Source organism: Chryseobacterium sp. MEBOG07 (genome assembly GCF_021869745.1).
GTDB classification, from domain to species: Bacteria; Bacteroidota; Bacteroidia; order Flavobacteriales; family Weeksellaceae; genus Chryseobacterium; species Chryseobacterium viscerum.
The window spans coordinates 3,734,474-3,756,481 of the sequence record NZ_CP084579.1 but is presented as its reverse complement, the minus strand read 5'-3'; the positions used below and the strand labels follow the sequence as shown (position 1 = coordinate 3,756,481).

Genomic DNA, 22,008 nt, shown 5'->3' with positions numbered 1-22,008 from the left:
GTAATAATGTAAATTGTGTTAACTTGAATTTCAATCAAAAAAAATAGTATTTTTGTTTAAAATAATATAAAATGTTAAATAGGAGGAGAGGAAATTTATTTTTAGCGTTATTTTTAGCTTTCATGGGGAACTTTGTTTTGGCTCAAAATAAAGGAAGGGTAGAAATTGCTGGAAAACCTAAAGCTGCTTCTTTGAGAGCAGGTGCTTTTATAGATGTGAATGCACCAAGTTATCCAGAGTCCGGCTATCCTATTACTCAGCTAATAAAAGATGTTCTTATATCAGGAGGTACTTGTACAAATTCCAGCGTAAGTAACGTAACCGTAGCTCCTAATCTACCTGCTACCAACCAAAACCGAAGCTGGGGATATTTTAACAAATCAAATACCAATTTTCCTTTTAGTAAAGGGATTATACTTTCCACAGGATATGCCAATAAAGCAGGAAATGTTTTTCAGGGAACTCTAAGTGATGATCTGGGAACCGGAGGAGATGTAGATCTTGCAAATGCTTTGGGAATTGGTAATAATAACCTTACCAATGCCACCTCTATAGAATTTGATTTTGTGGCAGCTTCTACCGAAATTACTTTCAGATATTTATTTGCATCAAAAGAATATCAGCAAAACTTTCCATGTACCATCACCGATGGTTTTGCTTTGCTGCTGAAAAAAGCAACTGATCCTACTTACACCAACCTTGCAGTGCTTCCTGCTGGAGCAGGAGCAGTAAGTGTTACAAATATTCACCCACAATATCAAAACTGCGGACCTAAGAATGAAGCCTATTACGGAGGTACAAATACCGCTCAGATTGAAACCAATTTTAATGGACGTACTATCCCTCTGACGGCAAAGGCAACTGTAATTCCAGGAGAAACGTATCACTTTAAAATCGTATTGGCAGATTATCAGGATCCCAATTTTGATTCTGCCGTATTTTTAGAAGCAGGGTCATTCGATATTGGAGTAAAGATACTTGATCCGGCAGGAGTACAGCTTCCCGCTTCTGTAAATATGTGTGATAATACACCGCAGACTTTTACGGCTTCTGTTCAGGGAGCTAATATAACCTATCAGTGGTATTTAGGAACCAATCCGATTGCCGGGGCTACCAATGCAAGTTATACGGCAACTCAACCGGGAGTATATACTGTAAAAGTTTTTATTCAGGGAAATAGCTGTCCGGGAGAGGCTACCATTACAGTAGTAGGCGGAACATCACCTACAGTACAAAATGCTACCTTGACAGCTTGTTATGCTGCCGGAAATGCCACATTCAATTTAACATCAGCACAAGCCTCAATAAGTACAACTCCGGGAGCTGTATTTTCATATTATACGACACTGGCAGATGCCAATGCCGGAAATGCAAATACAATTCCTACTCCAACAGTTTACCAAAGCGCAGGAGGAACAGTATATGTGAGAGTAGCAAACGGTTTCTGTGCCAAAGTAGCCGAGCTTCAGTTGATAAAAGCACCACAAATGACGGTGTCAATAGCCCCTCCGATAGTACTAACCTGTGCTAGTTCTCAGACTACACTGGATGCTTCGGCTTCGGTTTATCCAACAGGTGCTACCTTCAACTGGACAACTACAGGAGGAAATATTGTTTCAGGAGGAACGACTTTAAACCCTGTGATCAATGCTGCGGGAACATATACTTTAACCATAACAAAAATTTATCAACCCGGAAATCTCAGCTGTACTGTTGTGGGCAATGTAACTGTAACAGGAAACAGTGCTCCGCCAGTTACCGGACTTACCACAAACAAATTGAAAATCTGTAAAGGTGATTCTGCAATACTTACCGCTTCAGGAGGCGCTACCTATAATTGGGGTAATGGACTTCCGGGAACAGGGAATACACAAACTGTATCGCCTACCGTTACAACAACTTATACCGTTACAGCAGTAGGAGCTAATGGATGTGTATCTCAAAATCCTGCCACTATAACGATTGAAGTATCAGAACCTTTTACTGTACAGAATGCAATATTGCACAAGTGCTATCAACCAGGATTGACTTATAACCTTACAGAGGCCCAACCTCAGATCACAACTACTGGAGGAGTTATCTTTACCTATTATATAAACCAGGCTGATGCCAATGCTGCTAACGGAAACTTTATTGCAACTCCTACAACATATACTCCGCCAGCAAACCAGACGATTTATGTATTGGTAAGTAATGGAGGTTGTAGCTATGTGGTGTCTCTTCAATTATTGAGCACGCCTCAAACTACTCTTACGATTGCTGCACCACAAACGATTACCTGTACAACCCCTCAGATTACAATTAACGCTTCAACTTCTGTAGTGCCTGCAGGATCTACCATTGCATGGACAACAGCCGGAGGAACTATTGTATCAGGAGCCAATACACTTACTCCTGTTGTAAGCGCGGGCGGTACCTATACTTTAACTGTGACGAATGTATCACAGCCAGGAAATTTAAGCTGTACTTTTACTTCAACGGTAACAGTACAGGAAGATAAAGTAAAACCAGTGGCTGCAGTTGTTTCATCACAGCCGCGTATTTGTGTGGGAGAATCTGTAACATTGACTGCTTCAGGAGGTGTAACCTACAACTGGGGTAATGGTCTTACAGGAAACGGAAACACTCAGGTTGTTTCACCTACTAACACGACAGTATATACAGTATTTGCTGTGGGAGCTAATGGATGTATATCTGCAACACCGGCAACGGTAACTGTTCAGGTAGGTCCGCCTATAGCAGGTCTTACAGCTTCCAAATTAAAAATTTGTGAAGGAGAATCTGTAACATTGACAGCCACCGGAGGAATTACTTATAACTGGATCGGACTTACCGGGAATGGAAATACTCAGGTAGTGACGCCTACAATAACGACAGAATATTCAGTATATGCATTGGGAGGAAATGGATGTAGTTCTGTAAACCCCGCTAAAGTTACCATTGAAGTAGTTCCGGCAATCGTTTCTACATTGAAAGATGTATTTGTCTGCGCTGGAGATAAAGGTACTCTTGATGCAGGTTCAGGACCAAATTATACTTACGTATGGAGCACAGGAGCAACCACTCAGACAATCACTACTAGTATTGCGGGAACGTATTCTGTGATAATCAGTAATGGAGTTTGTTCAAAAACGTTCTCTGCTCAACTGATTAACCCTGATCTGCCACAGTTTACAAATGTGGTGTATGATAATCATATTCTTACTCTTACGGCAAGCAATCCTACTGGAGGAACTTTAGAATATTCGATAGACGGAGGATTGACATGGCAACCATCAAATGTATTTACAGGTATTTTGAATAATACAACATATTCTCTGATGGTAAGAGTGAAAGGTGCTAAATGTGGTACCTCACTGGATTATTTCACATTCGTTATCAGTAATGCCATTACCCCTAATATGGATGGTATAAATGATACCATCGATTTTACAGGAATAAGCGGATATAAAGATTTCGCAGCCTCTATCTTCGACAGATATGGAGCGGAGGTATTCAAAGCTGGAAAAGGGGATGCTATATGGAAAGGATCTTTAAAAGGTCTCAATCTTCCTACAGGTACTTATTGGTATAGGGTACAATGGGAAAACCCGGCCAGTAAGAAGATGGAACAACGTTCAGGATGGATTCTTCTAAAGAACAGAAATTAGATATTTTTTTAAATATAAAATAAACAACAAAATCTTTCAGCAATGGAAGATTTTGTTGTTTTTAAGAATATCTGTTGTCGTGTTTTGTGAATTATTTAAAATAGGGGATAAATATGTTAAAACAATTTGTAACAGGATGCTACCACATTCTGTAGTGGCTGAACGGATAGGGATTGATTAACGGAAATTTACTGTAAAAGGTTCTTATTTTGTTTTTTTATCGTAAAAAACACAAATATGTATATGAGATATTTAAAAAAAAATTAAATTTGTTGAAACAAAAATATTATGAGAAGACATCTACCGCTTTGTTTATTTTTTTTAGTCATTTCGACTTTTTTATTTTCACAAAACCAGCCGCCAAGGAAGCAGGCAAAAGAAACGAGTACAGCTCTATCAAGAAGAGCGGGTGCTTTTATTGATGTGAATGCTCCGTCATATCCTGAGTCTAGTTTCACTATAGAGAAAATGGTAAAAGATGTATTGATCTCATCCGGGACCAATACCTGTCTGACACCCAATGTAAGTAATGTGAAGATTACTCCTAATCATGCTGCAAGTGACGCAGACAGAGCCTGGGGATATTTTCATAAAGCTGCAACCAACTTTCCTTTTAAAGATGGGCTTATCCTTTCTACAGGATATGCGAGAAGAGCTGGTAATACCTTCGAAGGTGGACTTAGTGATGTCAATGGTGGAGGATCAGATGCTGATCTTGCACAAATTATTGGGGTAATAGAAAATAGATTGAATGATGCTGTCCTTTTGGAATTTGATTTCGTTCCTACTACAAGTCAGATTAAATTTAATTATCTGATTGCATCCGAAGAATATACAGGTTCATTCCCTTGTACCTTTGCAGATGCTTTTGCAATCTTACTTAGACCTACTTCAGGAGGGCCTTATGTGAATATGGCTGTACTTCCGGGAGGAGCAGGACCAGTAAGTATTACCAATATCCACCCGGCAATATCAGGGAGTTGTGGTGCGGTAAATGAACAGTATTTTGCCGGTTATAACACAGGTAATGTTGAAACGAACTTTAATGGAAGAACAATTCCATTGACTGCTACAGCAACAGTAGTAGCTGGGCAACAATACCACTTTAAAATGGTAATTGCCGATTACAGTGACCATAGTTATGATTCTGCTGTATTCCTGGAAGGTGGATCTTTCAATATTGGAGTAGACCTTTTAGATCCTGCAGGGACAAAATTACCTTCAGATATCAATGTTTGTGACAACGTACCTCAGGTAATCACTGCTTCAGTAAATGATCCTAACCTTGTATATCAATGGTATTTTAATGGTGCTCCGGTACCTAATGCCACTACCAATACTATTACGGCTGTACAACCGGGTACCTATACTATTGAAGTAAGCGTTCCGGGAAATCCATGTCCGGGTAAAGCAACCATCCAGATTCACGGAGGAACAACTCCACAGGCTCAGAATGCAACATTGCTGCTTTGTACAACACCGGATATTACCACTTTTGATTTAAGCACCATTATGCCGGCGATAAGCCCGACTCCAGGAGCTATCTTCAAATTCTATGTAAATCAGGCTGATGCAGTTGCACAGAATAACAATTATATTCAGACTCCATTAAACTATAATGGAAACGATGGTCAAATCCTTTATGTGGTGGTTTCCAATGGTGGTTTCTGCAGCAAAATGGTTGAACTGACATTACAGAAAGAAACAACACCAACAGCTAAAGTAAAAGCTTCCAGAATGCAAATTTGTCCGGGAGAATCTGTAACCCTTACTGCTGAAGGAGGAGATACCTATCTTTGGAGCAACTTTATGGGAACAGGTAATATGCAGACTGTTACTTTGTATCAGACTACAACATTTACAGTATACGCACTTGGACCAAAAGGCTGTAAATCTCTGAATCCGGCAACTATTAGAATAGAAGTTGTTCCGGAAATCACTTCACCATTGAAAGATGTTGAAATGTGTATCGGTGATAAAGTGACTTTAGATGCAGGAGCAGGCACAGGTTATAAATATCTTTGGAGTACAGGAGCTACTACTCAGAAAATTGTTGTAGACCAATGGGGAATTTATACCGTGGAAATTGACAATGGAATCTGTAAGAAAATCTTTGAGGCTAAAGTAATGGGAGCAGCTACTCCTTTTGTTACCGCTTTAAACTATGAAAGTATCAAAAAAACAGTAACAATTACTGCTGAGAACCCTCCGATGAACAATTTACCAAGCACATTGGAATATTCTATTGATAACGGAATCAGCTGGCAGGCTTCCAACGTGTTTACCAATCTTTTGGATAATACCAACTACACGGTTTTAGTAAGAAGAGTAGGGACACATTGTGTTGGATCTCTAGAGTTCTTTACATTGCAGATCAATAATATCATTACTCCGAATGAAGACGGAATCAATGATGTATTGGATCTAAAAGCTCTTGGGGATTTCAAAAACTTCACAGGATCTGTATATGACAGATACGGAGTGGAAATGTTCAGATTCTCAAAAGAAGCTCCTATCTGGGACGGAACTGTAGGAGGGAAGAGACTTCCAACAGCAACATACTGGTATAAGTTTAATTTTGAGTATCCAAAATCAAAAGCTCAGATGAACTGGTCAGGATGGATTATGCTGAAAAACAGAAATTAAAATTGATAATGTAATATAAAAGAAAGCCTTTCAGATTTATTTTGAAAGGCTTTCTGCTTTTTTAAAGAATAAGATCTTTAATCCAATAAAAAAGCTCCTGATCAGGAGCTTTTTTAGGTCTTATTTATTGTCTTTCCAGAGATTGGCGAAATATATAAAGTCTGCTACACTAAGTTCTTCGGCTCTTTTATCTAAAAATTCATGTCCTTTTAATGGTTCAGGAATATTTAATATTTTTAAAGCGTTAGAAAGCTTTTTTCTTCTTTGGTTGAAACCTGCTTTTACAATCTGCTTAAATAGAACTTCATTGCCTGCAAGACCATCTTTTGGATTTCTTGTAAGGCGGATTACCCCGGATTTTACCTTTGGTGGCGGATTGAAGACATTCTCATGTACTGTAAACATGTAGGTTACATCATAATAGGCCTGTATCAGAATAGAAAGAATACCGTAATCTTTAGTTCTCGGTACGGCAGCCGTTCTTTGAGCGACCTCTTTCTGGAACATTCCTACCATTTCAGGGATCAATTCGTAATGATCTACGATTTTAAACAAGATCTGTGAAGAAATATTATACGGGAAATTTCCAATGATGGCAATCTGATCATCTTTGATAAAACTGAAATCCTGCTTCAGGAAATCTCCTACAAAAGTTTCTTCAGTAACCTTTGTATAATTGTTTTTCAGGTATTCGATAGATTCTGTATCGATTTCTGCAAGATAGATGTTCTGATCTTTTTCAAGAAGATATTTGGTAAGAACTCCCATTCCGGGACCTACTTCCATAATGTTGTTATAGTTCTCAAAACTAAGACCTTCTACGATTTTCCTTGCGATATTTTCATCTGTCAGGAAGTGCTGACCAAGATGTTTTTTTGCTTTTACACTCAACGTTTTTTATGATTTTATTAACAGTGATTTTCTTTTTTTCGTCCCAAATTTCGGAAGATTTTTTCTATTTTAGCCAAAAATTTTAATATTAATGGCTAAATCTGTAGATGAATTTAATAAGAAAAGGCTTCGGTCCAGCAATATTACAGTTGTGATAAGTATTGCCTTAGTGTTATTTTTGTTAGGGTTAATGGGGCTTATTTTGATTAATGCCCAGAAATATTCTGACTATATCAAAGAACAATTGGTGGTGAACGCCTACTTTGATGAAAATTATGATGCTAAAGATTCTGTGAAAATTGCAAAACTAGAGGAAGAAACTTTTAAAAAGGTACAGACGTTAGCTCCTGTAAAAAAAGCGACCTATATCTCAAGAAGCATGGCTGCAAAAGAAGCCAAGAAAACAATGGGAATCGACAGTGATGCACTGTTTGAAGAAAATATTTTCCCTTCTTCCATTGAAGTTGCTTTAAAACCAGAATTTGTAGATCCTGCAAAAATTGATGAAGCAATTAAAGAAATCAAATCTGTTCCAGGGATTATTGATGTGAAAAATGACAGCACTTTAATGGTGGATGTTTACAATAACCTGAGCAGAATTTTAAAATGGATCTTAGGGTTTTCAGTTCTGTTTCTGGTATTGGCGGTTGTGTTGATCAACAACTCTATCCGTCTGAAAATATTCTCGAAGAGATTTATTATTAAAACAATGCAGCTGGTAGGAGCGAAAAGAAGATTTATCCTTAAACCTTTCATTATAGAAGCCGTTATTTTAGGAGCTATTGGTTCTTTAATTGGTCTTCTTGCCTTAGGAGGTGTTTGGTATTATTTCACAAGCCAGATTGGCTCTGCTTTCGTACAGGACAACAACCAGTACTTCTGGTTAGTGATCTTAGTACTTGGAGTAGGAGTTTTTATTTCTGTCTTAAGTACGATTTTCGCTACATGGAGATTCTTAAAATCAAACGTTGACGATTTATACTACTCTTAAAAATGAGCAAAAAAACAAATAAATTTTCCGCTTCAGACTTTGGACATGAAGCAGAAGTCCCACAGGAAAGTACTTTCTATTTTGGGCAGCAGAATTTCAAATGGATGCTGATAGGACTAGCATTCATTGTAGTAGGATTTCTACTGATGATGGGACCGGATGCCAATACGGTAGATGGAAAATTTGACCCAAACTCATGGAATGACGGTATCTTTTCTATCAGAAGAATCAGAATAGCACCTCTATTTGTTGTTATTGGATTTGTAATAGAAGTATATGCTATCTTAAAAAGAAAATAAATAAATAATTTTATTTAAGATTAAAAAATTTAAGAATTAAAAGATTCAGTTAAATATTAATTTGAAAATGTATACCCAGTAATACAATTTCATCTATCAAATGATTAATATTTATTTCGGCAACAGCCAGTCTTTTAATTCTTAAATCTTTTAATCTTTTAATTTTTAAAGGAATATGGATTTAATCAAAGCAATTATTATTGCCATTGTAGAGGGGCTTACAGAATATCTTCCGATTTCTTCTACCGCACACATGGGATTTACGGCTAACCTTATGGGGCTGGAAGAAACAGAATTTTTAAAAATGTTTCAGGTATCTATTCAGTTTGGAGCCATTTTATCTGTGGTAGTAGCATACTGGAAGAAGTTTTTTGACTTAAATAATATTCAGTTCTATTTTAAACTAGCTTTTGCTGTAGTTCCGGCATTGGTATTAGGATATTTATTCGATGATAAAATTGAAGCGATTCTTGGTAATCAGATTGCTATTTCTTCAGTATTGGTTTTAGGAGGTGTTGTCTTGCTATTTGTAGATGATTGGTTTAAAAATCCTAAAATTGATGATGAAAAAGGAATTACCATAAAAAAAGCCGTTACCATTGGATTTTGGCAATGTCTTGCGATGATGCCGGGAACAAGCCGTAGTGCAGCTTCTATCATCGGAGGGATGACACAGGGGCTTACCAGAAAAGCAGCTGCAGAATTCTCTTTCTTCCTTGCCGTACCTACGATGCTGGCAGTAACTGTATATTCAGTTTTTGTTAAAACCTGGGGAAAAGAAACTGCAAATCCGCAGAAAGGATATGAAATGATTATGGCTTCACAGGATCACATCATGATTTTCGTGATTGGAAATGTTGTAGCATTTATCGTAGCACTTATCGCTATTAAAGCCTTCATTGGAGTGCTTAATAAATATGGATTTAAACCTTGGGGCTGGTACCGTATTTTTGTTGGAGTTGCCCTATTGATTTATTTTTATTTCTTTAAATAAGAAATTACTCATCATTATACCCATTCATGACTGCTGAAGAACTGAAATCAGGATACGTTTTTTTATTGGACAAGCCTTTGGACTGGACTTCCTTCCAAGCTGTCAATAAAATGAAATATAAACTTAAAAGGGAGTTTGACCTTCCTAAAAAATTCAAAATAGGACATGCCGGGACTTTAGATCCCAGAGCAACGGGACTTCTTATTGTCTGCTGTGGAAAATTCACGAAGAAAATTCCTGAAATTCAGGATGCACCCAAAGAATATTGGACAGAGATCAAGATTGGCGTACAAACCGAATCTTATGACACTGAAAAACCTGAGATTCTTCATCAGGAAATCGCTCATATTTCTGAAGAACAGGTAAAAGACGTTTTGGGAAAATTTGTTGGAGAAATCGAACAGAAACCACCCATTTACTCAGCTATTAAGATTGATGGTGAAAGAGCTTACAACCTGGCAAGAGCCGGTGAAGAAGTTGAGATGAAGTCCAGAAAAACAACCATTCATTATATCCAGGATGTTAAAATAGATTTTCCTTTAATAAGCTTCTTAGTAGGCTGTTCAAAAGGAACGTATATCAGAAGCCTGGCACATGATATCGGGCAGGAATTGGGAGTAGGTGCCTACCTGACACAACTGAGACGTACAAAAATTGGAGACTATGCTATAGAAGATGCTACAGACCAGTTTTTAAGTAACGACTATAGATTTGAAGGTCTATGAAAATAAAATTATCCTTTTTTTTATTTATATGTATTTTTTCTAAGACATTTTCTCAAGAAGTAGATACAGGAAAATCAAAAATGGACTTTTATTTAAACCCTTCTTTTAATGTAGGTTTTAATATTAATAAGAAGAATCAGACTAACAATTCGCAGTATATTGAGAACAGATCATCATTAGGAAATCTGACTTATGGTATCACTGCTATAGGAGGTTATAATTTTCTTCCTAACTTTGCATTGGGAACAGGATTCAAATATAGCTTTATAAAGGATAATTATCATTTGATTTATTGGGTTATTCAGCCGAAGATTATTTTCTCTCCCGGGGAAAGACCTTTTTATATAGATATCAATTACGGAAAGCAACTTAATCATTCTGCTATTTCAGATACAGAGTTTTGGGGCGGGAGACTTGGAATGCAGGTTTCTTATTCAAAAAGATTGAGCCAGGAAGGAGGAATTGTTTTTGAATCACATAAACTAAAAGATGGAGCTGATGGTTTTTTTATAGGCTTAAGCTATGGAATTACCATTTTCAGCAATAAAAATTATACAGGCTACGGAAAAGACTAATGGAAAAAACGCGTATCAATAAATATTTATCAGAAGTAGGATACTGTTCAAGAAGAGCAGCAGATAAACTTTTGGAAGAAGGTAGAATTAAAATAAATGGTGAAATTCCTGAGTTAGGAACAAAAGTCTCTGACGAAGATCTTGTAGAAGTAGACGGGAAACCCATCAGAGAATCTGAGGAAAAGCCTATATATATAGTTTTTAATAAACCGGTAGGAATCGTTTGTACTACAGATACAAAGCGCGAAAAAAATAATATCGTAGACTATATCAACCATCCGAAAAGAATTTTTCCTATCGGAAGACTGGATAAGCCAAGTGAAGGACTTATTCTTTTGACCAATGATGGAGATATCGTTAATAAAATTTTAAGAGCCCGTAATAATCACGAGAAAGAATATATTGTTCGTGTAGATAAGCCAATTAATCCAAGATTCATTGAAAAGATGAGGAATGGAGTTCCTATCCTGGATACGGTGACCAAAAAATGTGAAGTAGAGAAGATTGATGATATGAACTTCAGAATTGTTCTTACCCAGGGACTCAACAGACAGATCCGAAGAATGTGTGAATACCTTGGATATGAAGTGAAAAAGTTGAAACGAATCCGTATCATGAACATCAAACTTGATCTCCCAGTCGGAAAATGGAGAGATATGACAGAAGATGAAATGAATACATTGAACACTTTGCTTTCTGATTCCAGCAAAACAATAGACTAACGCATAATTTATATTTTAATGGTTTTCTATCCATAAACTTCAGTATAAACAACTGAAAATGAATTTATAGTTATTTGTTAATTTTTCACACTTTAGTGTAATATATTTTATTTCATACTTAAAATATGTTATATTTATAGTAATAATAACTATAACCTGAAAATCATGAAATTAAAATTCCATACTGCTATTTTATTTATTGCTTTGGTGATATTCACCAGTTGTCATGATGATAACCATAATTCGGATCATCCACATGATTCTTCGTTTTACATTGATTACAGAAGCCTGAAAGGATTACCAGACGGAATTGCCGTTATTGAACTCGATCCTGAAGCCCCAAATTTCGGATATATCAGCAGCAGGCTTGAACTGGGTGTTGGCGTATTGCCGCATCATATTTATTATAATCAAAATGCTAAAAAAATGTTCACAACAGCTTTGGGAGGCAGCTATCTCTATGAAATAAAGACGGAAGAAGATGCGGACGGACAGCCAAAATTAATGAATGCAATCCCTATTGATACCGGTGAGAATACGGTGGGAGAGAATTTATTTTTCACCAATGACGGAAGATATTTTATGACCTTTATGGGTGGGGCAGGAGGCCCAAAAGATGGCAGCATAGGTGTTTTTAACGCTAATAATAATCAGCTTATCAAAACTATTAAAGCACCAATTCAAGCTAATCCTAGCAAATTTATAATGTATCCACACGGTATTTCAATTAATGAGGAAAAGGGATTAATGATGGTCACCTCTACCATTCACCCGGATCTTACTACCGGCGTAGGGAATACGTGTACTTTATTAGATCTCAATACTTATGAACTAAAGGAGACCTATCAGGTAGCAGACTCGCCAACAGATATGTCCAGTCCTGTTGAAGTTTTATTACTGCGTGGAAAATTTCCACAATATGCGCTTGCTACAACAATGCTTGGAGGGGATATCTGGATTGCTCCATACAATACCACAACCAAAAAATATGATGCTTTCAGTAAAATTTTTGAGGGAAGTACACAAGGATTAGGCTGGGCACTCGAAATGTATATTGACGATTCCAACAAACTGTATGTGAGCTTTGCAGATCCCGGAAAAGTGCTTGTCTTTGATTTGAGCAATCTTCCCCAACTCAAACTTTTGAAAACATTTAACGCAGATAAAGGGGCACATCATATGGCCTTCTTTAAAACCAAATCAGGAAAAGATGTTGTAGCAGTACAAAATAATTTATTGGATATCCCGAATATCAACTCCGGAACCATCAGTGTAATTGATATTAATACAGGAAAAACATTAGGTACAGTGAATTTACGGGATCGATATGGAATCCTGCCGGAATCCATTGAAGGAACAAATGGTCCCAGCAATTATATGCACCACTAAAATTTAGAATCCTGCTTCAGATGATAACTATTTGAAATAGTTTTTACTGGGGATACATTGGTCCTTCAAAATCCTACGTAGAGTAGGGTGAATGTTTGAAATTCAGTTTTTTGTAAGGGATTGTATTATTTTACATATAATCTCATTCTTTCTTCATACTCAGGTTTCAATTTTAAAAGTTTCCATATTTTTTTATCATCAGGATTACTGATCCGGTAAAATATGATTTTATCTGCAGAGTACTTGAAATAAGGATGATTCTTAAGCCATTCCTCAGGAGCGTCTACTAATGAATATTTTGGAACATCTGAAGTATTCAATGATGGTGCTGTTGATATCAATTTTTGAACAAGACCCTGATCAATATTATAAGTGCTTAAAATCTGTTGCTTATTGACAAAACCTCCCAGTTTTTTTCGGAAACCAATGATGGAACCGGCACTTCTTTCATCTAAGCCAAATTCTATAAGTTGTCTGAAACTGATTGCATTGAGATCGGTTTTAGAAAAATCTGTTTTTTCCTGCTGTTTTTCCTGAAGTTTGATATAAGGTTTCAGCTCCTGAAATTTCTCTTGGGAAATCACAAAACATTTCTGCAGATCTTCCGTATTTTTAAAGCTTCCCCGTAAATTCCTGTCACGGTAATTGATGATGGTAACGGCTTGTTTTTCTGAAAATCCAAGCATTTTCCAACCTTCTAAATCCAGCTGATTAGGATCAAAAGAATGGTATTGAATTTTGGTTTTAACCGAATTATTCTTTGAGAAATTCCTGAAGTTTTCGGGAGTTTTGGCCGGTAGTAAAAGATAAGATTCTAGTTTACCGTAATTTTCCGGTGAAATGATAAAACATTCTTTAAACTTCTCTTTGCTGACAAAACTTCCCCCCAGATAATTTTTATATTTTAAAATGGCTTCTGCCTGTCTTTCACTGAAGCCCATTTTGAGCCAGTCGCTGGCAGAAAACTGATCAGGATTGAATTTTCCCGTAATAGTAATTTCTTTTTTTGCTATGGTATTAAATTTCTTTGAATTTCCTTTTTCTGTAGCTTCGGGAAGTAATATGAAAGTTTCCAATTCACTAAATTTTTCCTCAGAAATAGCATAACATTTTTTCAGCTGTTCTTTTGAAGTGAATTTTCCACCTATGATACCTTTATATTTAAGAATCGTAGCGACTTGCTTTTCTGAAAAACCAAGCTTATGCCATTGCTCTTTGTCCAATACGTTGGGATCGAAATCTGATAGATTGGAAGATAGGGAAGAATCAGATATGAATGTAACTTCAGGAAAGGGTTCTTTTTCCTTGCTGGTATATTTCTGATAGGCCAATAAAATAGTCAGTAATGTGACCATAAATGCCAATTTCTGGTAATAGTTTTTTCTCATCATCAAGTAAACTTATTAATAAAAATAAATCATGTCAATAGCTGATAATGAAATGGTTAAAGATAATATAGAGATTGTTTGTTATTGTTTAAAAGTTGATGGTAATGTTGCTTTTTTGCAATATAATTTCATTATAGGGGCTGAATTTCTGGTGAGATTTTTTTTATACGACAAGTTCTGTCGTTGCGCAGAGATAATTTTACATCAGAATAAGACAGACTTTACTCCATCATAAAGAAGATTTAATTATTAATAGTATGATTTACAGTAAACTGCATTAAGTTGATTTTGATGTCTTAAAAAGTGTTAAATTTGCGCGGTTTTAAATAAGCTAATTACAACTCAGAAAACAATAATACAAGAATGAAAAAATTCTATATCGGTGCATTCACCTTATGCACGGTCTTGGGCATCTCTGCCCAGGAAGTGGTATGGCAGAAAGACATCAAATCCTCTACTCAGGATTTTCTAAGCCAGGTCACCACAACCATCGATCAGCAGTATCTGATCACGGGAAGCTCTATTCAAAGCAATAAACAGCAGACTTCAGGAAGTAAGCAAAATAATGGTTACGATTTCCACTTGGTTAAACTCAATCAGCAAGGAAATGAAGTCTGGGAAAAATATTTCTCCGGAACCAATCATGACTATTTATCAGCCACCGTTACCACACAGGATGGCGGATTTCTTTTAGCCGGAACCTCCTATTCAGGAAAAGGATTGGATAAGAAAGAGGATTCCAAAGGAGGCTCAGACATCTGGCTGATCAGAATCAATGAATTCGGAGATGAACTATGGCAAAAAACCTTGGGAAGCTCTTCTGATGAAGAAGCCAGAGCGGTGATTCAAACGACCGATTTAGGGTTCTTTGTTGCCGGAAATATACAAAACGCTGCAAAAGGATATGGTTCCAAAGACGTCTTGATTACGAGGCTGGATAAGGACGGAAAAGAATTATCACAATTAATTTTAGGCGGAAAAGGTTTAGACGAAGTAGAGAAGATGATTCCAACAAAAGATGGTGGCGCCTTACTCGGAATGTATTCGAGAAGCGGATCCGTTAAAACAACTCATCAGCAATCAACAATTAATAGTAATACTCAGGCTGAAAAACCTGCAACCCGCAACCTGTTATCTGCAACCTCAAAACAAAGCGACAACTTCGGTGAGGGTGACTACTGGATTGTCAAATTAGACAAAAACGGAAAAGTAGAGTGGGAAAAGAACTTTGGAGGGAAAGGAGATGATCACATCAGAACGCTGGCTTTAACTTCAAATGGTTTTATCATTGGTGGCGAATCAAGATCAGAAAGATCAGGAAACAAAACCGTAGGCATTGAAGAAGGAACAGACCTTTGGCTGATTTCTTTAAACGAAAGAGGCGATGAGCAGTGGCAGAAATCCTACAACTTCAAGAACCGTGATATTTTAATGAGTATGAGTGTCCTTCATTCTGCAGATGACAAATCTTCCAAAGGAATCTTATTTGGAGGTTATACTCAGGCAGAAGGAAGAATACAAACAGATGATGAAACTTTTTGGATGCTGTACTTGGATCAGAATGGTAATGAACAGTGGAGAAAGCATATCACTGGAGAATCCAGGAAGAAAGAGGAAAGGCTTTCCGATTTAAAACTCAACAGAGATGGTTCAATTGTTTTAGCCGGAACCAGTGCAGAAGAGCTTGGCAAAGAAAACTGGAAGATTGTGAAATTGGGAGATAAGCAGGTTGATCAGTTAATCGAAAAATACGACATCAAAATCTATCCAAACCCAGTATCAGACTATGCTTATGTAGAAATCGGCTTTGATTTTAAAGATGCTGATATTCTATTATATGATATGAGCGGAAGACAGCTTCAAAGTATAAAAACCAAGAACAGAGTAACTAAGATCAATACCCAAGCTTTGATTCAGGGAGCGTATCTGGTGACGATAAAAACGGATACTAATAAAACGGCGAATGCTAAATTGATTAAGAAATAACTATGAAAAATTATATAAAAAAAACTTTACCTATTGTATTAAGCTTTTTATCCATTTCATTTTATGCTCAAGATTACAATAGTTTGTTTTCTTCTAAAGGAGCATCAGATGGGACTGATGCTTTTAATATTGTACCTCCTTCTCCGGAATCATTTTTTAGGACACAATTTGGGAATCTCAATTTCAATGAATTTAAAGGATCTCCTAACATACAAATCCCAATACATGAAATTAAAGATGGTATTTTAAAGCTTCCTGTATCCTTAAATTATTCCAAAGTGGGAGTAAAGGTGAACGATACTCCGAATAGTACAGGAATGAACTGGATCTTAGATACAGGAGGTATTATTACCAGAACTATTTATGATCTTACAGATGAGCTTGCTTCACAAAGGCTTGTATTAAATTCCACAGATCTGGGTTATCTTTCTTCTCAGGCTGGCGCGCAGGATCTGGGAGTTTATGCCCATGATATATCCACCGCAATAGATAACGAAATTGATATATTTAATTATTCAATACCAGGATACAGTGGAAGCTTTTATTTAGATAAAACGCTTAAGCCTGTGCTTTTGACCCAGGATTATAATCTTAAACTTGAAGTTGTAGGTGATTTTAAAGTAAGCAATTCTTTTATAATCACAACCTATAACGGAACAAAATACACCTTTGGAGGGGTAGGAGCTACAGAAAAAACATGGGTAAGATTACAAGGTAACCGTAGTGGAATAACCAGTTTTTATTTAAAAACAATCGAAGATATTTCCCATAATAAAATTGAATTCACTTATAATCAAGCAAATTCAAAGATAATTTCATTGGGCGAACAAGAAACAGGTCAGTTGCAATCTTCAGCATCTGCTTCGGGCACAATAGATACAGCACCATCTAGTGCCCCTATCGGGACTTCAGGTAAAGTGCTTAATGTGATAGGGTCTAAATTCATTGATAAAATTACTGCTGGCAATGAAGTCATCCAATTCAATTACATCACAGAAACAAACAGTCCTTTTCAAAAAATAGGCAATATTGTTATTTCTCAGAATGGAATAAATGTAAAAAAAATAGTTTTCGATTATATTAATGGTGGTACTACTTCTACAACAGTTGGTAAAAAAAGATTTTTCCTGACGTCAGTTAAAGAATATGCTGTCAAAAATAATACGGATACTTTTGTCAATGAGTACGCTTTAGAGTATAACGGTGCTTTGAACATTCCTGAAAGGTTATCCAGAAGCGTTGATTATCTTGGATATTTTAATGGTAAAAACAACACTGCATTATTACCTAATTTAAAATTATTTGGAGAACAATATGCTCTTTTCAATCTGAACAATAATTATGCAGATCGAAGAGCCAATTTTAGTTACGCACAATTAGGAACTTTAAAGTCTATTACCTATCCTACAAAGGGAAAAACAATGTTCGAATATGAGTCAATACAGGCTAAAGCTCCCACTATCGATGGTGGGGACTGTGTTATTGGAAATACCAATTATGTAAACCTTCCTTATATAAATGAGAACGATTGGCTTCCATTAAGTAATGAATCATCATTCACCCGTTATATTTCACAAATAAATGGAAACAGTGCCAATGCTACAATTACTCTGAGACTTCATTCTGACCGTGAAATCAATCAGCCCAGTAAGGCTAAGGCATTATTTGAAATCATAGATGTAGTAACCAATCAGACAGTCTTTAGCAAAACCATCCAAGTCCAAAAAATGGTTCAAGATGTGACCAATACTTATACTGTTCAGTTGCCCAACAACAAATCTTATCAATTCAAATTCAGAGTAACAGATTACTGTCATGAGTGTAATGGAGTAGCAAATGTACGATATCCCGATGTTTGGCAAAGGGTAGAAGACTCGAATATCAGGTTAAAAAAGCAATATGATATTTCTGAAACGGGAGCGATAAACATCAAGAGACTTTATTATACAGATTATAGAAATATTAATAATTTCGATGTCCTTGCTCCCCCTTTTCATCCCGAATTCAAGTCTTTCATATATAACCAGATACAGGGGACCACTACTCTGCCTCCACCCAATGACTGTGCTACTTGTTTTGCTACAGTGTATGAAACACTCTTTCATTCAGATATTCAAAGTTCAAAAATAGGTTCACTTCAACAGGATGGAGAAGATATCTTTTTTGATCTTAATGATCCTGTATACCGTCATGTGACGATTAGCTATGGTGGAGACAATTTTGAAAAAGGAGGAGAAGAGAAAATATTTGACATGAAAGCTTACACCGTTCTCAACACTATCCCTTTCAGACTCCCTAATATAAGTGGGATGGCCAACAGCCAAACAGATAATTCAAGCATGTTGAATTTACTATCTGCTTCTGCTGAAAATAGACTTTACAAACAACTTCCACTAGGTAATATTCAGGGAAAATTAATTTCTCACCGTGTATTCAATAATAAAAATGGCACTTTATTTTTAAAGAACAGTGTTAAAAGTGATTATACTTCAACCATGGGAAATACTATTTATAGTGTTACCGGTATTCAGCTTTATCCATATGTAACCCTGCCTTCAGGAGTAAATGCCTCTACCTCACTAGACAATATGTACATTGGTGCTTATAGGTTTCCAACCTATTCTTCATTCCTTAATACAAGTAAAACTACAGAATATTTAGAAGATGTACCTGTAAGTGTTACAGATGATACTTCTTATAAAAAATTGATTACAACAACAAATTATGTCTATGATAGTTTAGATAAGCAGCTTTCAAAAAGTACCACGCAGGCCACCGATGGTAGTGTTCAAGAAACAACTTATTTGTATGCCCGTGAAAAAATAATCAAAAGTTGATTGATGCCAATATGATTGGTATTCCTTTAGAGACTACAGCAGTTCAAAAGCAAAATACAGGAGATTCTGGAAAAATAGTTTCTAGATCAGAAATAAAGTATGATGCCCTTAATAGTTGGCTTCCAAGTTCTGTACTGTCCTATGATATTTTAAATAGTACTTCTTCTACAGAAATTACTTATAACTGGTACGATGGAAAAGGACATATCATGCAATATACTCCCAAAAATGGAGTTCCGGTTACTATAATCTGGGGATATAATAGCACCCAGCCTATTGCTAAAATAGAAGGAGTTACCTACAGAAATCTACTTAATATTGCTCAGGCTAATGTTACCCAGATTATTAATGCTTCAGATTCAGATGCGTCCAACCCTGATAATGAGCCCGCATTAATTACCGCATTGGATACTTTCAGAAAAAACATCGATTTATCAGCTTATCAAATTACTACTTATACTTATGATCCATTAATTGGAGTAACGAGTATCACTCCGCCATCCGGTATCAGAGAAGCATATTTTTATGATTCGGCTAACAGGCTTAAAGAAATCAGAGAGAACGATCAAACGGGGAACTTATTAAAGGAATTTAAATATAATTATAAACAATAAAAACTCAAATTATGAAAAAAGTAATATTCATTGCAGGAACTTTAGCAGCACAATTATCATTCGCACAATTATATACATCTGGGAGTATTGTCAATCAAACGTCTACACCTACTTCTCCTAATGTTGGAATTGGGGTTCATGATCCACATTCCAATCTGGAAGTTGGAGACCAGAACGGAGGAAAAATAACAATTTCAACAGGCGGCTGGAGTGCCAGCTCAGCGAATCCTAAATATCCTACTTTGGAATTTGCCGGATATTCTAATTCTCCTAAGGCAAGAATAACTGCTACTGAAGAAACAGGAAATACAAATGGATCTAGATTTTCTATTGCAGTTAATGATAATACCAACGCAACCAATCTTGTTGAAAGATTTTCAATACTCCAGAATGGGAATATTGGGATCAATTTTGCTTCTCCACAATCAAGATTGACAGTATATGAAGGAGGTGGTGTAGGTTCCAATAACTTTGAACTAAGGAGCAATCATTTAAGAAATTCTGAGAGATATTTTATGAAAAATATCATTTTTGGAACAGGAACAGAAGATGTTACTTTTTATTTAAGACATGATGGACAGATGTATGTGAATGGAAATGTCGGACTGGGAAGAACAGAACCTAAAGAAAAATTGGATGTTTTTGGTAACATTTTGACGGGATCTGGTGATTCTGCGATAGGTATCAATGCCTTTGCTATACGTTATGTGAAGGGATCATTGAATAATTGGGGATCTTTACGAAGCTCATCGTCTTCTTATATGAGTTTTGGGGTAAAAGCGGATGGGGCAAACGTAGGTTGGTTATCCAGCAGTGGGGAGGCAAGTCTGGCAAAAACAGCTGTTACTGTAGGTAATGAAGGATTTAGTTTCTTAAGCGCTCCTTCTCAACAGATAGCAATAGATTCACCGGTTCAAATGAATGAAGTAATGAGAATTACTAATAATGGAAATGCTTTATTACAAGGTAAACTAGAGGCTAAAGAACTAAAAGTAACCTTAACTCCAACCGCTGATTTCGTATTTGAAGAAAACTATGACCTTCCAAAACTGGAAGAGGTAGCAAAACATATTAAAGAGAAAAAGCACCTTCCTGAAATTGCATCTGCAAAGGTGATGGAGAAAGAAGGGGTAAATGTTGGTGAATTTCAGATTAAACTATTGCAGAAAATAGAAGAACTTACGCTGTATGTCATTAAGCAGGATAGACAGCTAAAAGATCAGCAGGAAAAAATGCAGAAATTAGAAACTGAAAATTCAGATTTAAAAAATATCGCTTCAGAAATTAAGCAGCTGAAAGAACAGTTTCTAACAATGAAATCCAATGCAACTCATTAATATAAAATGATGTATAAAAAAATATTTATAAGCATTGGGTTGTTATGGGGCCTCCATCATTATGGGCAGGTTGTTTTAACAACCCCACCTGCTCCTAATACCGAAGTATCCGACCCACAAAGTATAAGTATGCTTCCGGGATTCAATTTCAGTTCTGCTAATGGGACCTTTCGTGCCTATATCGGAGGATCTTCTTCTGGTAATGGAGGTACTTATACGCCCATCACGGTAGATTATTCGTCCAATATGCCGACGACAGAAAATTATATCTATACCAGACAATATTTAGTACCCACTACAGTTTCAGACGGATCTCTTCAGCAGATACAAAGCGTACAGTTTTTTGATGGTCTGGGAAGACCTAAACAGTCTGTGAGCATTAAATCTACATCTACAGGAAAAGATTTGGTAACGCATATTCCTTATGACAATTTTGGAAGGCAGGTAGATAGCTGGCTCCCGGTTCCTATGAGTTCACTGAGCGGAAATATCCAGACTGGAGTAGAAGGGAGTGCAAACAGTTACTATCAGGCGAATGGTATTAACGATTCTTATCCTTTTAGCCATAAAACGCTGGAAAACTCTCCGCTAGACAGAATTTTAAACCAGAAAAATCTGGGTAATGATTGGCAAAATAAACCTGTTGTTTTTGGATATGAAACCAATGCAGCTGGTGAAATTAAAAAATATACTACCATTACTGTATGGGTAGATGGAGCTACTTCCTCCGAACTTATTGCATCGGGTACCTATGGAGAAGCACAGTTGTATAAAAATATAATAACAGATGAGGATACTAATAAAACCATAGAATTTAAAAATGGGAGAGGACAAACCCTGTTGGTAAGGAAAGTTATCAGTTCTTCAGAAAATGCAGATACGTATTATGTCTATAATGAATACGACCAGTTGGCATTTGTGATCCCCCTTTAGCTTCCGCTACGGCAACAGTTTCGGCTTCCGC

Annotated in this window: 16 protein-coding genes; 14 read left to right on the top strand and 2 right to left on the bottom strand. The window is 36.4% G+C overall.

Annotation, left to right across the window (positions count from 1 at the left end; translation table 11 throughout):
- Positions 1–71: 71 nt before the first annotated feature.
- Together LF886_RS17260 and LF886_RS17255 are read left to right on the top strand one after the other, a co-directional pair.
- The gene (locus LF886_RS17260; RefSeq protein ID WP_236850834.1) at positions 72–3,650 is read left to right on the top strand and encodes a choice-of-anchor L domain-containing protein; all 3,579 of its coding nucleotides are present in this window, start codon (positions 72–74) and stop codon (positions 3,648–3,650) included.
- Between the two features lie 288 nt (positions 3,651–3,938).
- Complete coding sequence (locus LF886_RS17255; protein ID WP_236850833.1) at positions 3,939–6,296, top strand: choice-of-anchor L domain-containing protein; 2,358 nt, start codon at positions 3,939–3,941, stop codon at positions 6,294–6,296.
- A 120-nt stretch (positions 6,297–6,416) separates the two neighbouring features.
- On the opposite strand, the gene rsmA is transcribed toward LF886_RS17255, so the two are convergent.
- Positions 6,417–7,187, bottom strand: a complete 771-nt coding sequence (rsmA, locus tag LF886_RS17250) for a 16S rRNA (adenine(1518)-N(6)/adenine(1519)-N(6))-dimethyltransferase RsmA (protein WP_103234746.1) — start codon at positions 7,185–7,187, stop codon at positions 6,417–6,419.
- 91 nt (positions 7,188–7,278) lie between these two features.
- Here rsmA and LF886_RS17245 point away from each other — a divergent pair, with 91 nt between their 5' ends.
- From LF886_RS17245 to LF886_RS17215, 7 genes are all read left to right on the top strand, one after another.
- Positions 7,279–8,178: a cell division protein FtsX gene (locus tag LF886_RS17245; RefSeq protein WP_236850832.1), complete on the top strand. Its 900-nt coding sequence runs from the start codon at positions 7,279–7,281 to the stop codon at positions 8,176–8,178.
- A 2-nt stretch (positions 8,179–8,180) separates the two neighbouring features.
- Positions 8,181–8,477, top strand: coding sequence for a DUF3098 domain-containing protein (locus LF886_RS17240; protein ID WP_109738872.1), 297 nt, complete (start codon positions 8,181–8,183; stop codon positions 8,475–8,477).
- Positions 8,478–8,652: 175 nt separating this feature from the next.
- The gene (locus tag LF886_RS17235) at positions 8,653–9,471 is read left to right on the top strand and encodes an undecaprenyl-diphosphate phosphatase (protein WP_236850831.1); all 819 of its coding nucleotides are present in this window, start codon (positions 8,653–8,655) and stop codon (positions 9,469–9,471) included.
- A gap of 26 nt (positions 9,472–9,497) precedes the next feature.
- Entirely contained in the window at positions 9,498–10,196 is a 699-nt protein-coding gene (gene truB / locus LF886_RS17230; protein WP_236850830.1) for a tRNA pseudouridine(55) synthase TruB, read from the top strand.
- A gap of 80 nt (positions 10,197–10,276) precedes the next feature.
- Positions 10,277–10,771 (top strand): hypothetical protein, encoded by a 495-nt coding sequence (locus LF886_RS17225; protein WP_236850829.1) that lies wholly within the window; start codon positions 10,277–10,279, stop codon positions 10,769–10,771.
- Positions 10,771–11,493 (top strand): 23S rRNA pseudouridine(2604) synthase RluF, encoded by a 723-nt coding sequence (gene rluF, locus LF886_RS17220; protein WP_236850828.1) that lies wholly within the window; start codon positions 10,771–10,773, stop codon positions 11,491–11,493. Before LF886_RS17225 ends, rluF begins: the two co-directional genes overlap by 1 nt.
- A 165-nt stretch (positions 11,494–11,658) precedes the next feature.
- Positions 11,659–12,882 (top strand): YncE family protein, encoded by a 1,224-nt coding sequence (locus LF886_RS17215; protein WP_236850827.1) that lies wholly within the window; start codon positions 11,659–11,661, stop codon positions 12,880–12,882.
- 125 nt (positions 12,883–13,007) lie between these two features.
- On the opposite strand, the gene LF886_RS17210 is transcribed toward LF886_RS17215, so the two are convergent.
- Positions 13,008–14,273, bottom strand: coding sequence for a helix-hairpin-helix domain-containing protein (locus LF886_RS17210; RefSeq protein ID WP_236850826.1), 1,266 nt, complete (start codon positions 14,271–14,273; stop codon positions 13,008–13,010).
- A gap of 360 nt (positions 14,274–14,633) precedes the next feature.
- Here LF886_RS17210 and LF886_RS17205 point away from each other — a divergent pair, with 360 nt between their 5' ends.
- From LF886_RS17205 to LF886_RS17185, 5 genes are read left to right on the top strand one after another with little or no spacing between them, the layout of a single operon-like run.
- Positions 14,634–16,256 (top strand): T9SS type A sorting domain-containing protein, encoded by a 1,623-nt coding sequence (locus LF886_RS17205; protein WP_236850825.1) that lies wholly within the window; start codon positions 14,634–14,636, stop codon positions 16,254–16,256.
- A gap of 2 nt (positions 16,257–16,258) precedes the next feature.
- Complete coding sequence (locus LF886_RS17200; RefSeq protein ID WP_236850824.1) at positions 16,259–19,093, top strand: hypothetical protein; 2,835 nt, start codon at positions 16,259–16,261, stop codon at positions 19,091–19,093.
- Complete coding sequence (locus tag LF886_RS17195) at positions 19,090–19,707, top strand: hypothetical protein (RefSeq protein WP_236850823.1); 618 nt, start codon at positions 19,090–19,092, stop codon at positions 19,705–19,707. The genes LF886_RS17200 and LF886_RS17195 overlap by 4 nt, the downstream gene beginning before the upstream one ends.
- 11 nt (positions 19,708–19,718) lie before the next feature.
- A complete protein-coding gene (locus LF886_RS17190; protein ID WP_236850822.1) occupies positions 19,719–21,044 on the top strand; it encodes a hypothetical protein in 1,326 nt (441 codons plus the stop codon).
- A 6-nt stretch (positions 21,045–21,050) separates the two neighbouring features.
- A complete protein-coding gene (locus LF886_RS17185) occupies positions 21,051–21,977 on the top strand; it encodes a DUF6443 domain-containing protein (protein ID WP_236850821.1) in 927 nt (308 codons plus the stop codon).
- The last annotated feature ends 31 nt before the right edge of the window (positions 21,978–22,008 follow it).